At 69.3% G+C, this 19365-nt stretch carries 17 protein-coding genes; 15 read left to right on the forward strand and 2 right to left on the reverse strand.

All coding sequences use genetic code 11. The annotated features are described in order from the left end of the window. Positions 1 to 98: 98 nt before the first annotated feature. The 5 genes from E6A26_RS00815 to E6A26_RS00835 all read left to right on the forward strand — a co-directional run bounded on the left by E6A26_RS00815 (position 99) and on the right by E6A26_RS00835 (position 6338). Positions 99 to 1880, forward strand: coding sequence for an ABC transporter ATP-binding protein (locus E6A26_RS00815; protein WP_136609284.1), 1782 nt, complete (start codon positions 99 to 101; stop codon positions 1878 to 1880). Further along, positions 1877 to 3940, forward strand: a complete 2064-nt coding sequence (locus E6A26_RS00820) for an ABC transporter ATP-binding protein (protein ID WP_136609285.1) — start codon at positions 1877 to 1879, stop codon at positions 3938 to 3940. Before E6A26_RS00815 ends, E6A26_RS00820 begins: the two co-directional genes overlap by 4 nt. Positions 3941 to 4354: 414 nt before the next feature. After that, on the forward strand, positions 4355 to 4654 hold the full coding sequence (locus tag E6A26_RS00825) for a YciI family protein (RefSeq protein ID WP_136609286.1): 300 nt from the start codon (positions 4355 to 4357) through the stop codon (positions 4652 to 4654). A gap of 48 nt (positions 4655 to 4702) precedes the next feature. Continuing rightward, positions 4703 to 5050 carry a YciI family protein gene (locus tag E6A26_RS00830; protein ID WP_136609287.1) on the forward strand — a complete coding sequence of 116 codons (348 nt, stop codon included), beginning with the start codon at positions 4703 to 4705 and terminating at the stop codon, positions 5048 to 5050. A 16-nt stretch (positions 5051 to 5066) separates the two neighbouring features. Then, a complete protein-coding gene (locus E6A26_RS00835) occupies positions 5067 to 6338 on the forward strand; it encodes an RNA polymerase sigma factor (RefSeq protein ID WP_136609288.1) in 1272 nt (423 codons plus the stop codon). A 105-nt stretch (positions 6339 to 6443) separates the two neighbouring features. On the opposite strand, the gene E6A26_RS00840 is transcribed toward E6A26_RS00835, so the two are convergent. Then, on the reverse strand, positions 6444 to 6863 hold the full coding sequence (locus E6A26_RS00840; RefSeq protein ID WP_136609289.1) for a hypothetical protein: 420 nt from the start codon (positions 6861 to 6863) through the stop codon (positions 6444 to 6446). A gap of 199 nt (positions 6864 to 7062) precedes the next feature. Here E6A26_RS00840 and E6A26_RS00845 point away from each other — a divergent pair, with 199 nt between their 5' ends. The 8 genes from E6A26_RS00845 to E6A26_RS00880 all read left to right on the forward strand — a co-directional run bounded on the left by E6A26_RS00845 (position 7063) and on the right by E6A26_RS00880 (position 13745). Beyond that, positions 7063 to 7365, forward strand: coding sequence for an urease subunit gamma (locus E6A26_RS00845; RefSeq protein ID WP_136609290.1), 303 nt, complete (start codon positions 7063 to 7065; stop codon positions 7363 to 7365). Positions 7366 to 7374: 9 nt separating this feature from the next. Further along, on the forward strand, positions 7375 to 9600 hold the full coding sequence (gene ureC / locus E6A26_RS00850; RefSeq protein WP_136609291.1) for an urease subunit alpha: 2226 nt from the start codon (positions 7375 to 7377) through the stop codon (positions 9598 to 9600). Between the two features lie 38 nt (positions 9601 to 9638). Next, the gene (ureE, locus tag E6A26_RS00855) at positions 9639 to 10157 is read left to right on the forward strand and encodes an urease accessory protein UreE (RefSeq protein ID WP_136609292.1); all 519 of its coding nucleotides are present in this window, start codon (positions 9639 to 9641) and stop codon (positions 10155 to 10157) included. Next, positions 10157 to 10858 carry an urease accessory protein UreF gene (locus tag E6A26_RS00860; protein WP_136609293.1) on the forward strand — a complete coding sequence of 234 codons (702 nt, stop codon included), beginning with the start codon at positions 10157 to 10159 and terminating at the stop codon, positions 10856 to 10858. The genes ureE and E6A26_RS00860 overlap by 1 nt, the downstream gene beginning before the upstream one ends. Before the next feature lie 8 nt (positions 10859 to 10866). Next, the gene (gene ureG, locus E6A26_RS00865) at positions 10867 to 11520 is read left to right on the forward strand and encodes an urease accessory protein UreG (RefSeq protein ID WP_136609294.1); all 654 of its coding nucleotides are present in this window, start codon (positions 10867 to 10869) and stop codon (positions 11518 to 11520) included. Then, positions 11517 to 12515 carry an urease accessory protein UreD gene (locus E6A26_RS00870; protein WP_234864837.1) on the forward strand — a complete coding sequence of 333 codons (999 nt, stop codon included), beginning with the start codon at positions 11517 to 11519 and terminating at the stop codon, positions 12513 to 12515. Before ureG ends, E6A26_RS00870 begins: the two co-directional genes overlap by 4 nt. 312 nt (positions 12516 to 12827) lie before the next feature. Further along, positions 12828 to 13262 (forward strand): acyl-CoA thioesterase, encoded by a 435-nt coding sequence (locus E6A26_RS00875; RefSeq protein ID WP_136609484.1) that lies wholly within the window; start codon positions 12828 to 12830, stop codon positions 13260 to 13262. A gap of 141 nt (positions 13263 to 13403) precedes the next feature. After that, positions 13404 to 13745, forward strand: a complete 342-nt coding sequence (locus E6A26_RS00880; protein WP_136609295.1) for a hypothetical protein — start codon at positions 13404 to 13406, stop codon at positions 13743 to 13745. Between the two features lie 74 nt (positions 13746 to 13819). On the opposite strand, the gene E6A26_RS00885 is transcribed toward E6A26_RS00880, so the two are convergent. Next, on the reverse strand, positions 13820 to 17362 hold the full coding sequence (locus E6A26_RS00885) for a TM0106 family RecB-like putative nuclease (protein WP_136609296.1): 3543 nt from the start codon (positions 17360 to 17362) through the stop codon (positions 13820 to 13822). Between the two features lie 249 nt (positions 17363 to 17611). On the opposite strand from E6A26_RS00885, the gene E6A26_RS00890 reads away from it, so the two are divergent. Continuing rightward, complete coding sequence (locus tag E6A26_RS00890; RefSeq protein ID WP_136609297.1) at positions 17612 to 18445, forward strand: pullulanase X25 domain-containing protein; 834 nt, start codon at positions 17612 to 17614, stop codon at positions 18443 to 18445. Between the two features lie 219 nt (positions 18446 to 18664). Continuing rightward, on the forward strand, positions 18665 to 19363 hold the full coding sequence (locus tag E6A26_RS00895) for an HNH endonuclease family protein (protein WP_234864839.1): 699 nt from the start codon (positions 18665 to 18667) through the stop codon (positions 19361 to 19363). The last annotated feature ends 2 nt before the right edge of the window (positions 19364 to 19365 follow it).

Below are 19365 nucleotides of genomic sequence, written 5' to 3' on the forward strand. Positions count from 1 at the left end.
GGTTCCGGGTCTACTCTGAATCGTGCTCTACGGAGTCCGATCCACCGAGCCGGCTTCGATGAGTGCTGCCCCGAAACGGGCCTGACCGAAGGAACCCGATGCTCGTCACCCTCCTCAGGCGCTACGGCGCCCGCTACTGGCCGTGGATTCTCGCCGTAGCGGTCTTCCAGCTCGCGACCACCATCGCGACCCTCTATCTTCCGAGCCTCAACGCGCAGATCATCGACCAGGGCGTCGCCAAGGGCGACACCGGCTACATCTGGCAGCAGGGCGGCGTCATGCTCGCCGTGGCGTTCGCGCAGGTCATCACGGCGATCCTCGCCGTGTACTTCGGCTCGCGGACGTCGATGGCGTTCGGCCGGGACCTGAGGCGCGGTGTGTTCCGGCGCGTCGCCTCGTACTCCTCCCAGGACGTCCAGCGCTTCGGCGCCCCGACCCTCATCACGCGCGGCACGAACGACGTGCAGCAGGTGCAGATGGTCCTGCTCATGGGACTCAACTTCATGGTGTCCACGCCGATCATGTGCGTGGGCGGCATCATCATGGCGCTGCGCGAGGACGCCGGGCTCTCGTGGCTCGTGTGGGTCTCCGTCGGCGTGCTGTTCGCGGTCGTCGGCTTCCTCGTGTACCTGCTCATGCCGCTGTTCCGCACCATGCAGGGCAAGATCGACGCGATCAACGGCGTGCTGCGCGAGCAGATCATCGGCATTCGCGTGGTCCGCGCGTTCGTCCGCGAGGTCTACGAGGAGGGTCGCTTCGCCACCGCGAACAAGGCGCTCACGGACGTCTCGCTCAAGGTCGGGCAGATCTTCGTGCTGATGTTCCCGATCATCATGCTGCTCCTACAAGCGGCCACCGCGGCGGTCCTGTACTTCGGCGGCCAACGCGTGGACTCGGGGGACATGCAGATTGGCTCGCTCACCGCCTTCATGCAGTACCTCCTGCAGATCCTCATGGCGGTCATGATGGGCACATTCATGGCGATGATGATCCCGCGCGCGAGCGTGTGCGCCGACCGCATCGGCGAGGTCCTCGACGTCGAGCCCTCGATGGCCGAGCCCGCGCAGCCGGTGACCCCGGCCCGCAACGAGGGGGTCGTCGAGTTCCGGAACGTCTCCTTCGCGTACCCCGGCGCCGAGGCGCCCGTGCTGAACAACGTCTCCTTCACGGCGCGTCCCGGGCAGACGGTCGCGATCATCGGGTCTACCGGCTCGGGCAAGTCGACGCTCCTGAGCCTCGTGCCGCGGCTCTACGACTCTGCCGACGGCGAGGTGCTGATCGACGGCGTCCCCGTGGACAAGCTGCCGCGCCACGAGATTACCTCCCGCGTCGCGATGGTTCCTCAGCGTCCCTACCTGTTCTCCGGAACGATCGGCCACAACCTCCGCTTCGGCAAGCAGACTGCGACGGACGAGGAGCTGTGGGACGCCCTGACGGTCGCGCAGGGCGCAGACTTCGTGCGGGCGAAGCCCCATGGCCTCGAGGCCGGGATCTCCCAGGGCGGCACGAACGTCTCGGGCGGGCAGCGCCAGCGGCTCTGCATCGCGAGGGCGCTCGTCGCCCAGCCGAAGGTGTACCTGTTCGACGACTCGTTCTCCGCGCTCGACGTCACGACGGACGCCCGGCTGCGCCGTGCACTCAAGGCGCGGACGCATGACGCGACCGTCATCATCGTCGCGCAGCGCGTCTCGACGATCGTGGACGCGGACCAGATCCTCGTGCTCGACAACGGGAAGATCGTGGACCGCGGCACGCACGAGGAGCTCCTCGAGACGTCGCCGACGTATCAGGAGATCGTCCAGTCGCAGATCACGGCGGAAGAAGCCGAGAGCGTCGCGGGCGCGGGCGCCGGCACGGGAATCGCGGGGGAGCAGGCATGAGCCAGAACGACGCAAGCAAGCACAAGACGTCGGCCGCCGTGAATCCACCGGTCGAGGAGGACGACGACGTCGAGGCGGGGCGCTCGCAAAGTGGAGGCGGCGGCTTCGGGCAGCAGGTCCCCGCGAAGAAGGCGAAGAATTTCCGGGGGAGCGCCAAGCGGCTGCTCGGCCTGATCCGGCCGGAGTCCGGCTGGATGGCCGTCGTCATCGTGTTCATCGTGATTTCGGTCGTGCTCTCGGTCATTGCGCCGAAGATCCTCGGCAACGCGATGGACGTCATTTTCGCGGGGGTCATCGGCAAGCAGATGCCGGCTGGCGTCTCGAAGGATCAGGTCATCTCGGGCCTCCGGTCTCAGGGCCAGGGCAACCTCGCGGACATGCTCTCCGCCATCAATCTGGTGCCAGGTCAGGGCATCGACTTCAACCAGCTCACGTACCTGATCTCCGTGATCCTCGTCATGTACTTCGTGGCGAGCCTGTTCATGTGGCTCCAGGGCTTCATCCTCAACCGCGTCGTGATGCGCGTCGTCTACCGGCTGCGGCGCGATGTCGAGGCGAAGCTCAACCGGCTGCCGCTCGGCTACTTCGACACGCGCCAGCGCGGCGACCTCCTGTCCCGCGTGACGAACGACGTCGACAACGTCCAGCAGGCGCTCCAGCAGGCGTTCTCCCAGCTGCTCTCGTCGATCCTGCAGGTGCTGGGCATCGTGGTGATGATGTTCATCGTGTCGTGGGAGCTCGCGCTCATCGCCCTCATCGCCCTCCCGCTCTCGGCGGTGGTGACGGGCGTGATCGGATCGCGGAGCCAGAAGCTCTTCCAAGCGCAGTGGAAGAACACGGGCGTCCTCAACGGCCACATCGAGGAATCCTTCTCGGGGCACGAGCTCGCGATCCTGTTCGGCCGCAGCGACGACCTCGTGAAGGGCTTCGACGGCAAGAACGAGGACCTCTACAAGGCGTCGTTCGGGGCCCAGTTCGTCTCGGGCATGATGTTCCCGATCATGAACTGGATCAGCTACCTCGCGTACGTCGGCATCGCGGTCGTGGGCGGGCTGCGGGTCGCGGCGGGACTCATGACGCTCGGCGACGCGACCGCGTTCATCCAGTACTCCCGTCAGTTCACCCAGCCGCTCGGGCAGATCGCGGGCATGGCGAACATGCTCCAGTCCGGCGTCGCCTCGGCCGAGCGGGTGTTCGAGCTGCTCGACGCGGAGGAGCAGGAGCCCGAGACGGCCACGAACCATCTGCCCGGAGTGACGGACGGGCACGTGGACTTCGAGAACGTCACGTTCTCCTACTCGGAGGACAAGCCGCTCATCGAGGACCTCTCGCTGACCGCCGAGCCCGGACACACGGTCGCGATCGTCGGGCCCACCGGTGCTGGCAAGACGACCCTCGTGAACCTTGTCATGCGGTTCTACGAGATCCAGGGCGGCCGGATCATGCTCGACGGCGTCGACATCCGCGAGCTCTCCCGCTCCGAGCTGCGGTCCAAGATCGGCATGGTGCTCCAGGACGCGTGGCTGTTCGGTGGGACGATCTACGACAACATCCGCTACGGCAACCTCGACGCGACGGACGAGCAGGTCATGGCCGCCGCGAAGGCGACGTACGTGGACCGCTTCGTGCGCCTGCTCCCCGATGGCTACGACACCGTGATCGACGAGGAAGGCACGAACATCGCGGCGGGCGAGAAGCAGCTCGTCACGATCGCCCGCGCGTTCGTCGCGAACCCGTCGCTGCTGATCCTCGACGAGGCGACGTCTTCGGTGGACACCCGGACCGAGCTGCTTGTCCAGAAGGCGATGCGGGCCCTCCGCACGGACCGGACCTCGTTCGTCATCGCCCACCGCCTCTCGACGATCCGCGACGCGGACACGATCCTCGTCATGGAGGACGGCAAGATCGTCGAGCAGGGCAGCCACGAGGAGCTCCTCGATCGCGGCGGGCCGTATCACCGGCTCTACATGAGCCAGTTCGCGGGCGGCCTCGACCTCGATGCCGAGGCCGCAGCGGCCACGGCAGGCGGGACCGCAAGCGTGGGGACGCCGGCCACGTAGCGGGACACCCGCTGTATAGGGGCGCTCCCGCTGTATGGCGGGAGCGCCACATAGCGGGTCCCGCCGTATGGCGGGAGCGCCACATAGCGGGACTCCCGCTGGACAGCGGGACTCGCGCGTCACAGCACCGATCAAGTCGGCCCGTCCAGGCAATTCCTGGGCGGGCCGCCCCATTCCGTCTCGGGTACAGATATTCCCCGGCTGTTGCGTCTCGGGTACAGATACTGCCCGGCTTGTGCGTCTCGGGTACAGCTACTTCCCGGCTTTTCCGCCTCGGGTACAGATACTCCACGGCCGCCCCGTCTCGGGTACAGATACTGCCCGGCCACCTCTTGTCGATTCAGGGGTCCGGTGTGCGACGTAAGGGGTGCAGGCCGGCGACCGCCGCTGGCCGTTTCCCAAAGGAGCGTCACCATGAGCAAGTACGTCGTAGCCTTCCGTGGACAGCCCAGCCGCACCACGTCTGCCGAGGGAGAGCAGGCTTGGGGCGCCTGGTTCGGCCAGCTTGGGCCGGCGATCACGGACAGGGGCAACCGAGTAGGGGCGACTCGCACTCTGACGGCCGAGCACCCCGGCGATCCCCGCACTGCGGTCCTCAGCGGCTATTTCGTCATCGAAGCCGACGATCTCGACGCCGCGGCCGGGCTCGCGGCAGGCTGCCCTGGGCTAGCCGACGGAGTTGACGTCGAGGTGGCCGAGGTCGTTCCCAGCTGACCGCGGCCGTGCCATCATGACATCGGATCGGCGAGGGAGGTCGCGGTGATGGCCGAGTACATGGTGTTCATCTGGAGTGACGAGCAGGCCGTGGAACGATCCGACCCGGGCACGATGGACCGAACCATGGCCGCACACCGGGAGTTCGTGAGCCGCCACGCCTCTGCCCTCCGGGGCGGCAATCGGCTTCACCCGAGCGGTGCGTCGACCTCGATCCGGCACACGCCGGACGGCGGCGTCGCCATCAGCGACGGCGCGTTCTCAGAGACCAAGGAAGTGATCGGCGGGTTCTACCTGATCGAAGCTGCCGACATCGATGAGGCCCTGAGTATCGCGGCGGACGTCCCGGCTCCGTTCGGCGGCGTGGAACTGCGCCCGGTGCTGCCGACGAGCTGAACCAGCAGGCCCGGCAATGGATCCGGTCGTCGCGGCGGCGGTGGCTGACGCGCACCGCACCGAATGGGGACGCATTCTCGCCGCCGCTGCCCGGCTGACGGGCGATCTGGACACGGCGGAGGAATGCGCCCAGGAAGCCTTCGCAGAGGCACTTGGCTCGTGGACCGGGACGGGGGTGCCGGACCGTCCCGGCGCGTGGCTGACCACGGTGGCCAGGAGGCGGGCCATGGACATCATCCGGCGTCGTGACCTGCTTCGCGGCAAGCTCCCGCTGCTGGCCGGCCGCGACGCCGGCGACGGCCCCGACGCGGCCGGCACGGAGGAGACATTTCCCGACGACCGGCTGCGTCTGATCTTCACCTGTTGCCACCCGGCCCTCGCTCCCGAGGCGCGAGTCGCACTGACCCTACGGCTCCTGTGCGGGCTGAGCACTGCCGAAGTGGCGAACGCGTTCCTGACCAGCGAGCCGACCATGGCGGCGCGGCTTACACGGGCCAAGAAGAAGATCGCTGCCGCCCGGATCCCCTACCGGGTGCCCGGGCCCAACGAGTTGCCGCACCGTCTGGCGACGGTGCTCGACGTGGTGCACTTGGTTTTCGCCACCGGGCACACCGCGCCGTCGGGCGGCACCTTGCAGCGCCGCGATCTGGCCGAGCGCGCCTTGGATCTAGCGCGCATGCTCCGCCTCCTGCTGCCGGACGAGCCCGCCGTGGCCGGGCTGCTTGCGCTAATCCTCCTCACCGACGCCCGCCGCCACGCCCGCACGGACGCGAACGGGCAGCTCGTGCGACTCGCCGAGCAGGACCGTTCGCGCTGGGACGAGAGCGAGATCCATGAGGGTCTGGAATTGGTCCGCGAGTCCCTTCTCCGCCGTCCCTACTCTCGCTATCCGCTCATGGCCGCCATCGCCGCCACCCATGCCACCGCTCTGACACCTGGCACCCCGGACTGGGCCCAGATCCTCTCCCTGTACGACGAGCTGATCGCGGTGTGGCCGTCTCCGATCGTCGCCCTCAACCGCGCCGTCGCCGTGGGTGAGGCCAACGGTCCGGCCGCGGGCCTAGCCGCTCTGGACGCGATCGCCGGCGAACCGGAGCTGGCGGGCTACCACTATCTCGCGGCGGCGCGAGCCGAATACCTCCGCCGCCTGGACCGCCATGACGAGGCCCGGCTCGCGTACGACGAGGCACTCCTCCTGTCCGCCAACGATACGGAGCGCCACTTCCTCGCCGCCCGCCGCGATGAGCTCCCGCCCTCCGACGCCCCGGAGAGGCCCAGACGTCCCTAAAGCGCCGCCGGTCCGGTCCCGCAACCCGGAGCCCGCCGAGGCGCTACTTGACGACGACGGCGACCGCACGCACCGATCGGATCGGCCGGATCACAAGATTTCCCTTCATCGGAAGGACGTTGCGGCCGTCCGCGTGGCAAGGACGAAGGTCTGGATGTACAGGCCCACGCCGGCCAGCCAGCCGAGCGCCATGAGGAACGACAGCCACCCGCTGCCGGTGATCAGGGTGCCGACGCCGATCAGGAACGTCGCCGAGAGGATCACGAGGGCCCAGACTGCCCCCCGCACGCCGAGTTGCTGCTGCCGTGCCGCGAGGAGCAGGCGGATGGCCACGACGATCACGCCGATGCCGACGAGGATGTGCAGCCCCAGCACGATTCCATCGGTGATCATCGCCGCGCTGTCCTGGGAGCCGCCCAAGAGATTGGTCCCCATGCCGAGCAGGAATTGGAGGCCGAGCACGGACAATGCCTCGCGTGAGCGGCGCAGGAGTTTGGACGGAGTGGCCGGAATGGACGTGTTCATCGAATCTCCTTGGAGTCGCGACGTGCCACTCACAATTGTTCTCTCCATAGCGGCTCACGTCTGCGCCCGAGTGGAGTAGGTTTCCGTACTCCCACGGAAGCAGGCGCCCTGACGTAACAGCCCTGACGTAACAGCCATGACGTAACATGAGCCGCCTAGCGTCCCAGACTAGGTCCCTCCGCCCATCTTGAGGAGAACCATGAGGCTCAGCCCGCGTGAACAGGACAAGCTCATGATCGTCGTGGCCGCTGATCTCGCGCGGCGGCGGCAGGCGCGTGGGCTCAAGCTCAACTATCCCGAGGCGGTCGCGATCATTAGCTACGAGCTCATCGAGGGCGCCCGTGACGGGAGGACGGTAGCCGAGCTCATGAGCTGGGGCACCACGATCCTCGCGCGCGAGGACGTCATGGTGGGCGTGCCGGAGATGATCCACGACGTCCAGATCGAGGCCACGTTCCCGGACGGCACGAAGCTCGTGACCGTCCACGAGCCGATCCGCTAGGAGACCGACATGGACGCACTGAATCCGGCGGAGGGCTTCGTCCCGGGCGAGACCGTCACGGCCCTCGGCGAGATCATCCTCAACGCGGGCCGTCCCGTCACCGAGCTCGCGGTGACCAACACGGGCGACAGGCCCATCCAGGTCGGCTCCCACTTCCACTTCGCCGAGACGAACCGAGCCCTCGACTTCGACCGCGAAGCCGCGCGCGGTCGCCGCCTCGACATCCCGGCGGGCACCGCCGTCCGCTTCGAGCCAGGGGACCGCAAGAGCGTGCGCCTCGTGCCGCTCGGGGGCGCGCGCGAGGTCTACGGCCTGCGGAACCTCACCAATGGCCCGCTCGGCGAGGACGACGACGGCGCCGCCGCCTCAGGCGCGCGGGCCGCGGGAGGCGCGGGGCCGGCGTCGTTCGTTCTGCCCGCCGAAGCCTCCCGGCTGATTCCGAATCGCGCGATCCCGCGCGCACAGTACGCGCAGCTGTACGGCCCCACCACCGGCGACCGCGTGCGCCTCGGCGACACCGGCCTGTTCGCCGAGATCGAGCGCGACCTCACGACGTATGGCGAGGAGGTCGTGTTCGGGGGCGGCAAGGTGCTCCGCGACGGGATGGGGCAGAACGGGCGCGTGACGCGCTCGGGTGCCTCGGACGCGGGGGCCGAGGGCGGCGCCGGCGGCCCCGAGGTCCCGGACACCGTCATCACGAACGCGCTCATCCTCGACTACACGGGGATCTACAAGGCGGACGTCGCGCTGAGGGACGGGCACATCCAGGCCATCGGCAAGGCGGGCAACCCGCTCGTGCAGGACGGCGTGGACATCGTGGTCGGTGCCTCGACGGAGATCATCGCGGGGGAGCGGAAGATCCTCACCGCGGGCGGCATCGACACGCACATCCACTTCATCTCGCCCGAGCAGGTGCCCACGGCGCTCGCGTCCGGTATCACCACGATGATCGGCGGCGGCACCGGACCCGCCGAGGGCACGAAGGCGACCACGGTCACGCCCGGGGCGTGGCACCTCGCCCGCATGCTCGAGGCCGCCGAGGGCCTGCCGATGAACTTCGGCTTCCTCGGCAAGGGCCACGCGAGCCGCGCCGAGCCGCTCACCGAGCAGATCGAGGCGGGCGCGATCGGCCTGAAGATCCACGAGGACTGGGGCGCGACGCACGCGGCGATCGACGCGTCGCTCCGCGTCGCCGACGAATACGACGTCCAGATCGCGATACATACCGACACGCTCAACGAGTGCGGCTTCCTCGAGGACACGATTGAGGCGATCGGCGGCCGCGTGATCCACACCTTCCACACGGAGGGCGCGGGCGGCGGGCACGCCCCGGACATCATCGCGATCGCGGGGCAGCCGAACGTCCTCCCGGCCTCGACGAATCCCACGGTCCCGTTCACGCGCAACACCGCGGAGGAGCACCTCGACATGCTCATGGTGTGCCACCACCTGAGCCCGCGGATCCCCGAGGACGTCGCCTTCGCCGATTCGCGCATCCGGCCCGAGACGATCGCCGCGGAGGACGTGCTCCACGACCTCGGCGTCTTCTCGATCATGTCGAGCGATTCCCAGGCCATGGGCCGCGTGGGCGAGGTCATCACGCGCACGTGGCAGCTCGCCGACAAGATGAAGGCCCAGCGCGGGGTGCTTGCACCCAGCAACGGCCCAGCCGACGGCGCGGTCGGCTGGGACGACAGCCCAGACGACAGCCGCGCCGACAACTTCCGGATCAAGCGCTACGTCGCGAAGTACACCATCAACCCCGCGATCGCGCAGGGCATCGCGGACTCCGTAGGGTCCGTCGAGGTGGGCAAGTTCGCTGACCTGGTCCTGTGGGACCCCGCGTTCTTCGGGGTCAAGCCGGACCTCGTTGTCAAGGGCGGGACCATCGCGAATTCGGTCATGGGCGATCCGAACGCGTCGATCCCGACCCCGCAGCCCCAGACACTCCGGATGGCGTGGGCCGCGTACGGGCGCAGCGTCGAGAGCTCGTCGATCACGTTCCTTTCGAGGGCAGCGATCGAGGCCGGCGTGCCCCAGAAACTCGGGCTGCGGAAGCACATCCGCGCCGTGGGCGGCATCCGTTCGCTCCGCAAAGCGGACCTCCCGTTCAACGGCGAGACCCCTCGGCTCGAGGTCGATCCGCAGACGTACGAGGTGAGGGTCGACGGCGAGCTCGCCACGTGCGATCCTGCAGACACCCTGCCGCTCGCGCAGCGCTATTTCTTGTTCTGACGCGCGCTTTTCTGTTCTGATCCAGTTCCGGGGGGAGCATGATCGTCACCGAGATTCTCGGCAACGTGTACGACGGCGGAGCCTCCGCCGCGTATGACGGTTGCCATCGCGAACGGGTCGTCCTGCCGAGCGCGGCCCTGGCCAAGCGGATCCAGCGCGTCCGCTCCGACCACGGGACCGAGCTCGGGATCCGGCTCCCGCCCGGTGCACCAGACCTCCGCGACGGCGACATCCTCGCCGTGCACCAAGGCGGCGGCTCTGCAGCCGGCGCGCTGGGAAGCATCGTCGTCGTGTCCGTCGAGGCGACCGACGTGCTCGTCATCGCGCCGCGCACCATCGGCGAGGCGCTCTTTGCGGCGCACTCGCTCGGCAACCGGCACCTCCAGGCGCAGTTCTTCAGCGTGGACAGCGGCGAGGGCGGGCAGTCGGGCCAGGACGTCATGGTCTGCCAGTACGACCACACCGTGCAGGATTTCCTCGACCGCCACGGCATCCCGTATTCGCGCGAGGAACGGGTCATGGCCGTCCCGTTCCGCCACGCAGAGCACACGCACTGATGTCCGGGTTGACGCTTCTCCAGCTCACGGACTCCGCGCTCCCCACGGGCGCGTTCAGCCACTCGTTCGGGCTCGAGGCCTACCTGGAGTCCGGCGAGGTCCACGACGAGCCGACGCTGCTCGCGTGGCTCGAGGGCTTCCTCGCGACCCAGCTCGAGCGCATCGACGCGGTCGCGGTGCGGCGGACGGTCCGCGCGTCTGGCGGGTCGTCGGCTGGCCTCGCAGCCATCGAGGCCCTCGACGCCGAACTCACGGCACTCCTCGTCCCGGCCCAGCTCCGCTCGGCGAGCCTCAAGATGGGCCGCCGCATGCTCGAGATCGCCCGTGAGGCCTTCCCCTCCGAGGGTGTGGCCCAGTACTCGCAGGCGGTCGCTGACGGCCGCTGCGGGGGCCACTACGCAATCGCGTTCGCGCTCGCCGGAGCCGGGCCGGACCACACCGGTCACCGCCTCGACGAGGAGACGCTCGTCGAGGCGTACCTGTACTCGACTCTCACGTCCCTCACCTACAACGCCGTCCGTGCCATTCCGCTCGGGCAGCTGGCCGGCCAGCGGGTCCTGGCGAGCCTGCGCGCCCAGGTGCCGGCCGCCGTCGTCCGTTCAGGCGCTGCGGATCCGAGGCACTTCGGCGCCGCGGCACCCGCCCTCGAAATCCACCAGATGCGGCACGAGCACCAACGCGCCCGCATGTTCATGAGTTAGGAGCCCCGATGACTGCCGAAGAGAACACGCCTGACGCGGGCAATGGTCCGTGCGATCCCATCATCGTCGGTATCGGTGGGCCGGTCGGGGCCGGCAAGACGCAGCTCGTGGAGCGCGTGACCCGGGCGCTCGCAGGCGAGCTGTCCATGGCCGCCATCACCAACGACATCTACACGATCGAGGACGCCAAGATCCTCGCGCGCAATGGCGTGCTGCCCGAGGATCGGATCATCGGCGTCGAGACGGGCGGCTGCCCCCACACGGCGATCCGCGAGGATACGTCGATGAACACGGCCGCGATCGAAGAGCTCAAGGAGCGGCACCCCGACGTCGAGCTCATCTTCGTCGAATCCGGCGGCGACAACCTCTCCGCGACGTTCAGCCCGGAGCTCGTGGACTTTTCCATCTACATCATCGACGTCGCCCAAGGGGAGAAGATCCCGCGGAAGGCGGGGCAGGGCATGATCAAGTCGGACCTGCTCGTGATCAACAAGACCGACCTCGCGCCGTTCGTGGGCGCCGACCTCGACGTCATGGAGCGGGACTCGCGGTCGTTCCGGGGCGACAAGCCGTTCTGCTTCACCAACCTCAAGACGGACGAAGGGCTCGACTACGTCCTCGACTGGATCCGCCGCGACGTGCTCATGACGGATCTCGCGTGACGGCGGAGGCCTCCGAGTCTCTCCCGCCGCCGGCCGAGCCGTCCGATGCCTGCGCGGTCTCCCCGGCGGGTCAGGGCCCGGCGGGCGGGGCGGCGGACCCCGGCGAACGGACGACGGCGGGGCCTCGCCTCACGGGCGAGCTGCGGCTCTGCGTCGCTCGCCGAGGGGCGGGGAGCGTGGCCGTCGAGCAGTTCCACACGGGGTCGCTGCGCGTGCTGCGGGCGCACTACCCGGACGCGGGCCACCCAGCGTTCACGGTGGTCAACCCCGGCGGCGGGTACCTTGGCGGGGACGCCTACTCGACGCGCGTGACTGTCTTGGCCGGCGCGTCCGCGCTCCTCACGACCCAGTCCGCCACCAAGGTGTACCGGACCCCGCAGGGGCCCGCACGGGCCGAGCTCCTGATAGAGCTGGGGCCCGGATCCCGGCTCGAGTCGGTGCCGGACGCCCTCATCGCGTATCGCGACGCGACGTATCACCAGGACACGCTCGCGGACCTGGCCCCGGACGCGTCCCTCGCGCTCGCCGAGGTCGTCACGCATGGCTGGTCGCCCGACGGGGAGCCGTTCCGCTTCGAGGAGGTCTCCCTCAGGACGCGGGTGCAGGTCGGGGGCCGGCTCGCCGTTGTCGACAATCTGCTCATCCGCCCCGGCGAGGGCGGGGTCGGGCCGCTCATGCTCGGCGGCCGCTCGCATCTGGGCTCGCTGCTCGTGGTGGACCCGCGCGCGGACGATGCCGCCGTCGTCGCCCTTCGTACGCTCATCGCGGACCGCTTCCCGGCACCGCTGGACGGTCGGGCGGGCCGCTCCGGCGCGGAGCAGGCTGGCTCCCGCGCCGCGCCCCTCGTCGGGGTGACGCGGCTCGCGGTGCCCGGTTTTGCGCTCCGCGCGATCGCGGACTCGACCGAAGACGCGGAAGCCGTGATCCGCGCAGCGCTCGACTGGATGCGCGCCGCGTGGCACGGGGAGGGGCCCGTTTCGCTCAGGAAGCTGTGACCCGGCTGCCTGCGTAACGGCGATTAAACACCGGCGACACTGCTCTGCAAGCTGATCCTCCTAAGCTGGAACCAACGAACCGGCCGGGGCGGCCGAGCGGCGAGCTCGGGTCCCGGCGCCGGGTCTGCAGGACTCCCCGCAGGGGCCGTGCCGGCGGAGCACTCAGCGCTCCGGGTGCGGCCCCGCCGGTCGGGGACATCGGCTGGCCAGGCTTGTGATAGACCGGACACCATGACGACAGCGGAGCCCCTCGGCGCCTCGCCCGCGGCACCAGCGGCGGACGCCGGACACCGTCTCCGGGTACGGGTCCCCATGCGCTGGGGCGACATGGACGCTTACGGGCACATCAACAACGTGCAGATCGTGCGCATGCTCGAGGAGGCTCGCATCGCGGCCTTCGGCCCTCCTGGGGGTACCGGCGCTTCGGGCGTCGACCCCGTCATCCCGCTCTTCTCAGACGTTCCCGCCGGAACCCTCGCCCTCGTCGTCGAACATCGCGTGCGCTACGTCAAGCCCCTTGACTACCGCAACGTCGCGGCCGAGGTGGACGTGTGGGTCAGCGGGCTCAAGGCGGCCTCCCTCACGCTCGACTACGTGGTCCACGACCCCGTCGACGGGCACGAATGCGTGCGGGCGACGACGGCGCTCGCCTTCGTCGATGAGCCGTCCGGTCGCTTGCTGCGGCTCACGGAGATCCAGCGCGAACGGCTCGCTCCCTACGTGGGCAGGGGCGTGTTCGAGCGCTGAGGGGCGCCCCCCACGTAGTGGACACGCAGTTGTCGTCCTCGAGACCTTCTCCGTGGCGCCCGTGCCTGCAAGGATGCGATGGGCGCGCGCGACCGCCGGACTGGAGCCGGTGGCCCCGCCTTCGATTCGTAAGGGGATTCCATGACTACCGCACCACAGCCTTCCGGGGAACCTCAGATGCCGGCCGCTCCGATGTACAGCGGCGCCGAAGGAGCCCTGCCGGGGGCGCAGAGCCAGAGCAAGACTCTCGGGGTCGTCGCCGTCGTGCTTGGCGGCGTCGCGCTGCTCCTGAGCATCATCCCTCTCCTCTCGATCCTCCTGGCCCTGGCCGCCGTGACGTGCGGGATCATCGCCCTCGTGCGGCGTCGTGCAGGCCGGGTGCTCCCGATCGTCGGGATCAGCCTCAGTGTCGTGGCGCTCGCCCTCTCGATCACGCTCATGGTGATCGCGATCAGCATCGTGCAGCAGCGCGGCGGAGCGTAGGACCGCGCAGCTCGACGTTGGGCTGGGTCGAGCGTGAGCGCGGCCCGGCCGGTCGAGGCGCTCGCTTTGCGGCGTCATCCGCCGCAGAGGCAGATGGAGGCTCCGAGTTCTTCGAGAGCTTCCGGCTTCGGCGGGAGGTAGGACGTCAGGTGCCGGGAGCGGATGATGACCGCGCGCCACTTCGCGCGTGACACCGCCACGTTGATGCGGTTCCGGTTGAGCAGGAACTCCATGCCGCGAGGGGCCTCGCCCGGGTCGGAGCACGCGAGCGACACGATCGCGATCACCGCCTCCTGGCCCTGGAACCGGTCGACTGTGCCGACCGGAGTCGCCTTGAGGTCCGCGGCATCGAGCGTCTCCCGGATGAGATTGACCTGCGCGTTGTAGGGGGCCACGACGATGACGTCCTTCGGCTCGACGGGCCGCGAACCGGCCTCGTCGGTCCAGATACGGCCCACATGGTCCTTCACCTGACGGACAACCTCGTCGGCCTCCTCGGGGGACGCAGTCGCGTTGCCGGAGTGCTCGACGAACACCGTGTGGACTCCCGCCGCAACGCCAGAGAGGGTCCGGGACTGGGTCGCGGCGGCTGCCGAGAGGCGGCCCGCGTAGGAGAGCCGGGAAACAGCGCGGGTGAGCTGAGCCGACATCCTCCAAGATTGCGGAAGGAAGTAGCCGTACTCGGATGGTAGGACCGCTGCGCCGTGCGCGAGCCACCCGAGAGCCGAGTCGTCTACCGGCTCCGGGTGCTGGCCCTGGCTGACTTGGGGGAGCTGCTGTGGGTCACCGAGGAGGAGCAGGCGTGCGGCTGCTCGGCTCACCGCGATCGTGTTCGCGAGCGAGAACTGGCCGGCCTCGTCGATGACGAGGAGGTCGAGCGAGTCAGGCGGCACCGACGCGCCCGTCATGGTCCACGTGGTCCCGCCGATGAGGCATCCGCCCGGCTTTCCGAGAAGCGTCTCGATGGCCTCGTTGCCCTGGTTGGCGAGCGGCCAGGGCAGCGGGTCGGAGCCAAAGTCCGAGCCCTCCTTCGGCTTCTTCGCGACCGCCCCGGCGGGAACGCCGGCCTCGATCCCTCGGCGCAGCACGTTCTCGACGACCGCGTGCGAATTGCCGACGACCCCGACCTTCCAGCCTGAGGCCACGAGCCGCGCGATGACTCGGCTCGCCACGAACGTCTTCCCGCTCCCGGGCGGCCCTTGGACGGCGAGATACGAGCGGTCCAGCAGCCGGACGGCTGCCTCGATCGTCTCGGGGAGTCGCGCGACGTCAGTCGGGGCCGGGAGCGGCTCGCCCGCGATGGTCCGCGGGGCGATACGGCGAAGGAGATCGACGGCGGGATGCTCGAGCATGTCCGGGAGGGCGTCGGCGGCCCTGGCAGCGAGATGGGCCTGCGCGGCCTCAATGCTCTTCGTCCCGAGCGGTTGTTCCTCCGTGAGTGCCACGGGAAGCTGGGGGTACGGACGCACGTTCCGCTTCGTCTTCTCCGACACGATGAGTACGTCATCGCCGTCCTCGGAGCTCATCTCGAGCAATTTCGTCCCGTCCCACCCGTTCCGGCCGAGCCCCTGCGAATCGGTCGGCTCGAGCGGCTCGGGGAGTGGCTGCTCGAACTCCCGGAACCACGTGCTGCCTTCGCGGAAGTCCGAGCCAGGCGTGATCTGGCCCTTCAACCGCAGCGTCCGGCCGAACGTCTGCTTGTCTGGGGCCCAGTCGGATACAACTTCCGCGGACCGCACGACGAACGCGTTTCGCGCGCCTTCGAGGTCCGCCACGGGATGCTCAAGCCGGTCGAAGTGGGCCCACCAGTAGGACTTCTTCTCGCGCGGCCAGTACCGCACAGCAGCCGCGAGGAGGGCCAGGGCGGTGTCGTTGGCAGTGGCCCTGCCGTCGCCGGCCTCGGTCCCGTCCTCGCCGCGCTTCGCGAGGTGGGCCAGAAGCCGCGCCTCCGCGGGATCGGATGCGATCTCGGGCGGGGGCTCGGCGCGCCGCGGTGCGGAGGGCCGCGCGCCCGGCCTCACGGACGCGAGCCCGCGGAGCCATGCGTCGAGGCGCAACGTCGAGACGCAGTCGTCCTCGTTGTACTCGAGGATGAGCCCGAGAAGCCGGTCAGCCTCTGCCGCATCCCCGAGTTCGCGCGCCGTGCAGAACCCCGCGTACATGTCGACGGAGCCCGCCGCGGTTTGGAGTTCGGCTGTCCGCAGGTCGGCGCCCATATACAGGGGTTCGAGCTTCTTGATCGAGTACGAACGCTCCGAGATGCGGATGCTGTGCCGTACTGTCTCGTAGAGGTCGACGAGGACGCCCTCGCGCAGCCAGGCATCGATCTCTGCCTCGGCGACGGCGTGCCGCTGGGACAGCCGCCTGAGGGCAGACTTCTCGTAGGCGGCGTAGTGGTAGACGTGCAGATCGGGGTGCCGCGCTCGGCGCTCTTCGATGTACGCGACGAAGTCGAGGAGGGCCTGCTTTTCCTCGGCGAGGGAGTGGGCGAGGAAAGACCGGAACTGCGGGCGCCCGCCTGCCTCGGCGGGCTCGACAATGCCGAAGAGGTACTCGAGCCCCCACAGCCCGGTCGTGGTGTCCTGCCACAGGGGGTCACCCTCGAAGTCGAAGTACACGTCGCCCGGGCTCGACGGCGGCAGGGCCGCAATCGTGTGGTCCGGCAGCACCGCGAACCGCATCTCGTGTTCCGGGACTTCTCCGTGCGCGGGGACGGTCGCGCCGCCGTCGCCCCTCTCAAGACCCGCCTGGAACCGCGCCTGCTCGCGCAGCCGTGCGAGCGTCGGATCCGCGGACGGCGGGGCGGACGCCGCGAGCTCCTCGACCGTCCGGATTCCGGCGTCGCGCAGTTTCTTGCGCCGAGAGAGGCTCATGCCCGCCACGAGCAGCACGTCGCGGCGCTCGGCGGCCTGGACCGAACAGTATTCGCACCGCCCGCACGCCGCGACGCCCGGGGCCTCCCAGTCCGCGGGGACGGCCTGCGCGAGGTGCGCTGCCGTCAGCTCGGCGACCCGGCGCCGTCGTTCGCGGTAGGCAGGAAGGAGGTCCGGGAGGCTGAAGGACGCCCAGTCTCCGGTGCCGAGGATGAGCGTCACCTGGTCCGCGGGCTCGAAGCCGGCGAGCTCGAGCTGTTCGCCGTACGCCGCAAGCTGGAGGAGGGCCTCGACCTTGGCGTGCCGCGCGAGCTTCGTGTCGAACACTTCGTATCGGCCGCTCGGCTGGCGCACCAGGAAGTCCGAGCGACCGTGGAACACGCCGTCGAAGAATCCCGCCTGATAGACCACGTCCGCCCCGGAATGCAGGGCGCTGAGGGATTCGGCGTGCTTCGCCAGAAGGACCGAGCGCTCCATGGTTTCCGCCGGCTCGATCTCCGCGACCCCTCCCGGCTGCCCTGGACGCCATGGCCCGTATTGCGCGCGGAACCGCTCAAGCACCGCAATCTCGTGCCTGTCACCGAGCCTGGCCGCCCGTTCGCGCATCGGATCCCCGACAGTGAGCTTCGGCGCGCGGCCCAGCTTCTCGTCGAGCTGCCGCAGCAGCGCGAACTCGCACTTCGCCGCCGTCACAATGTCCGACGCCGAGATCACCAACTCGGTCTGGTCGCCGAGGAAGAACACGAGACCCCCTGGTGTTTCGATCGCTCCCCGAAAAACTGCCCGAGACCATCTCACCACTGGGGTCCGACAATTTTGCCGGCGAAGCGCGCCCAAGTGTTGCGCCAGCTTAACGTTCCGGAAACCCGCATGTCAGACTCTTGAATGGCTGGCCGATGACGCTCGTCACAGTCAGTCACCTGCCTCCCGGACTCGCGAGTAACCCGCGAGCATGGGTGGGCAAGGACGATCCATGCAATGAGAGGGGATGGGATGCCGAAGAACGCATCCGACAAGCTGGAAGCTCGACTCAAGGCGGTGCTTGACGGTCTGGCTGAGGCGCGCTGGGCGGGGGAGACCCCGAACGCCGGCGCGGTTCTGGCAGCGGCCGTGGAGCTGGTGCCGTTCGATGAGCACGAGGCGTTCCTGCTATCGGGCGGGATCCCGCGGGGGCACAAGAACCTCACGACCGCGACCGCGAAGCTCGCCAAGGCGGGTTGGATGGTCAAGGGGCGGTCGGGCTGGTCGATTACGGACGAGGGCCTTCGGGCGCTCGTCGCGTTCCCGACCGTCGAGTCGCTGACCCAGGCGCTGGCCGAGGGCACGCCGATCCCCGAGAGCGTGGCCGTGCCAGCCGAGGCGCCTGCTTCGAGGAAGCCGGCCAGGAAGACGGCCAAGGCGACCGCGATGCGCGCCGCTGCGAAGGCGGCTCCGTCCGCGGTCGACGCCGAGGCCGCTGAGGTCGTGGCGCAGGCCGCCGAGGATGCTGCGGAGGAGGCTGCGGAGGAGGCCATCGTGGCTGACGTCGCGCAGCCGCACGCTGTGGCGATCGCTGGCGACTTCGGCGCCCACCTGGGCGCCGAGGCCGACTGGGAGCCGGATCTGGACGCCGTCCAGATGGAGCTCGACGCCAGTGCGGGCCGCTGGCGCCGCACGGTCGAACTCCCGGCCGGCACGTACGCGTTCAAGATCGCGATCGACCGCTCCTGGGACGAGAACTATGGTGCGTTCGGATTCCCGGGCGGGGCGAACCACGAGCTCAAGCACGGCGGCGGCACCGTCACCATCGAGTACGACCACGCCACGAAGGACGTCGCCTTCTCCTGACGCGTAGGCCGGGCCCCGCAGGACTGCTTCCTGCGGGGCCCGGCACCTTTTGAGGCGTTTGTCCTCCACAGCTATTCCCCACCGGTTATCGTCCACATCGCCCCAGAGACCGACGACGGCGGCCTCCCTCGCCTGCCTAGGGTGAAACGACCACACAATCGGTCTTCGGGGGGATCAATGCTGGGGACGTCGCCCGCTCTGCGTCGACAACGGCCTGCCTTGAAGGCTGTCGGCTTCGCCCTCGCCGCTGTCCTTCTGGTGGTTGCGGCGTGGCTTGCCGGCATCGTGGATCCGCCGGGCCTCGCCTCGCCCGCGCCGTGGGCGGCGTCGCAGATCGGGTCGGTTCCCACCGCGCGGCTCGACGCGGCCAGGGTGGCCTTCGCCTCGCTGGCCGTCGAGCCGAGGCCCTCGAAGGCAGGCTATGCCCGCGAGCGTTTCGGCACTGCCTGGGAGGACGTCGACAGGAACGGCTGCGACACGCGCAACGACGTTCTGGCGCGCGATCTCCGGGGGCTCGTATTCGTGAAGGGGACGGCCGACTGCCTCGTGGCCTCGGGCTCGCTGAGCGATCCCTATACCGGGCGCCTCATCGCCTTCGCGCGGGGCGAGCGCTCGGCGGAGGTCCAGATCGACCACGTCGTGCCCCTCTCCGACGCCTGGCAGAAGGGCGCCCAGCGGTGGACCGCCGAGCAGCGCCTCGCCTTCGCGAATGACCCGGCGAACCTGCTGGCGGTCGACGGCGGCGCGAACCAGCAGAAAGGCGACGCCGACCTCTCGGTGTGGCTTCCTCCCGCCCGATCGTTCCGGTGCGAGTACACCGTCCGGATCGTCGAGATCAAGGCGAAGTACGGGCTCGGGATGACGGACGCGGAGCGGCGGAAGGCCGGAGAGCTTCTCGGCCAGTGCAGGGTCGGCTGAGC

The sequence above is a fragment of the Sinomonas albida genome, assembly GCF_004919045.1.
In the GTDB taxonomy this organism is placed as follows: Bacteria; Actinomycetota; Actinomycetes; order Actinomycetales; family Micrococcaceae; genus Sinomonas; species Sinomonas albida.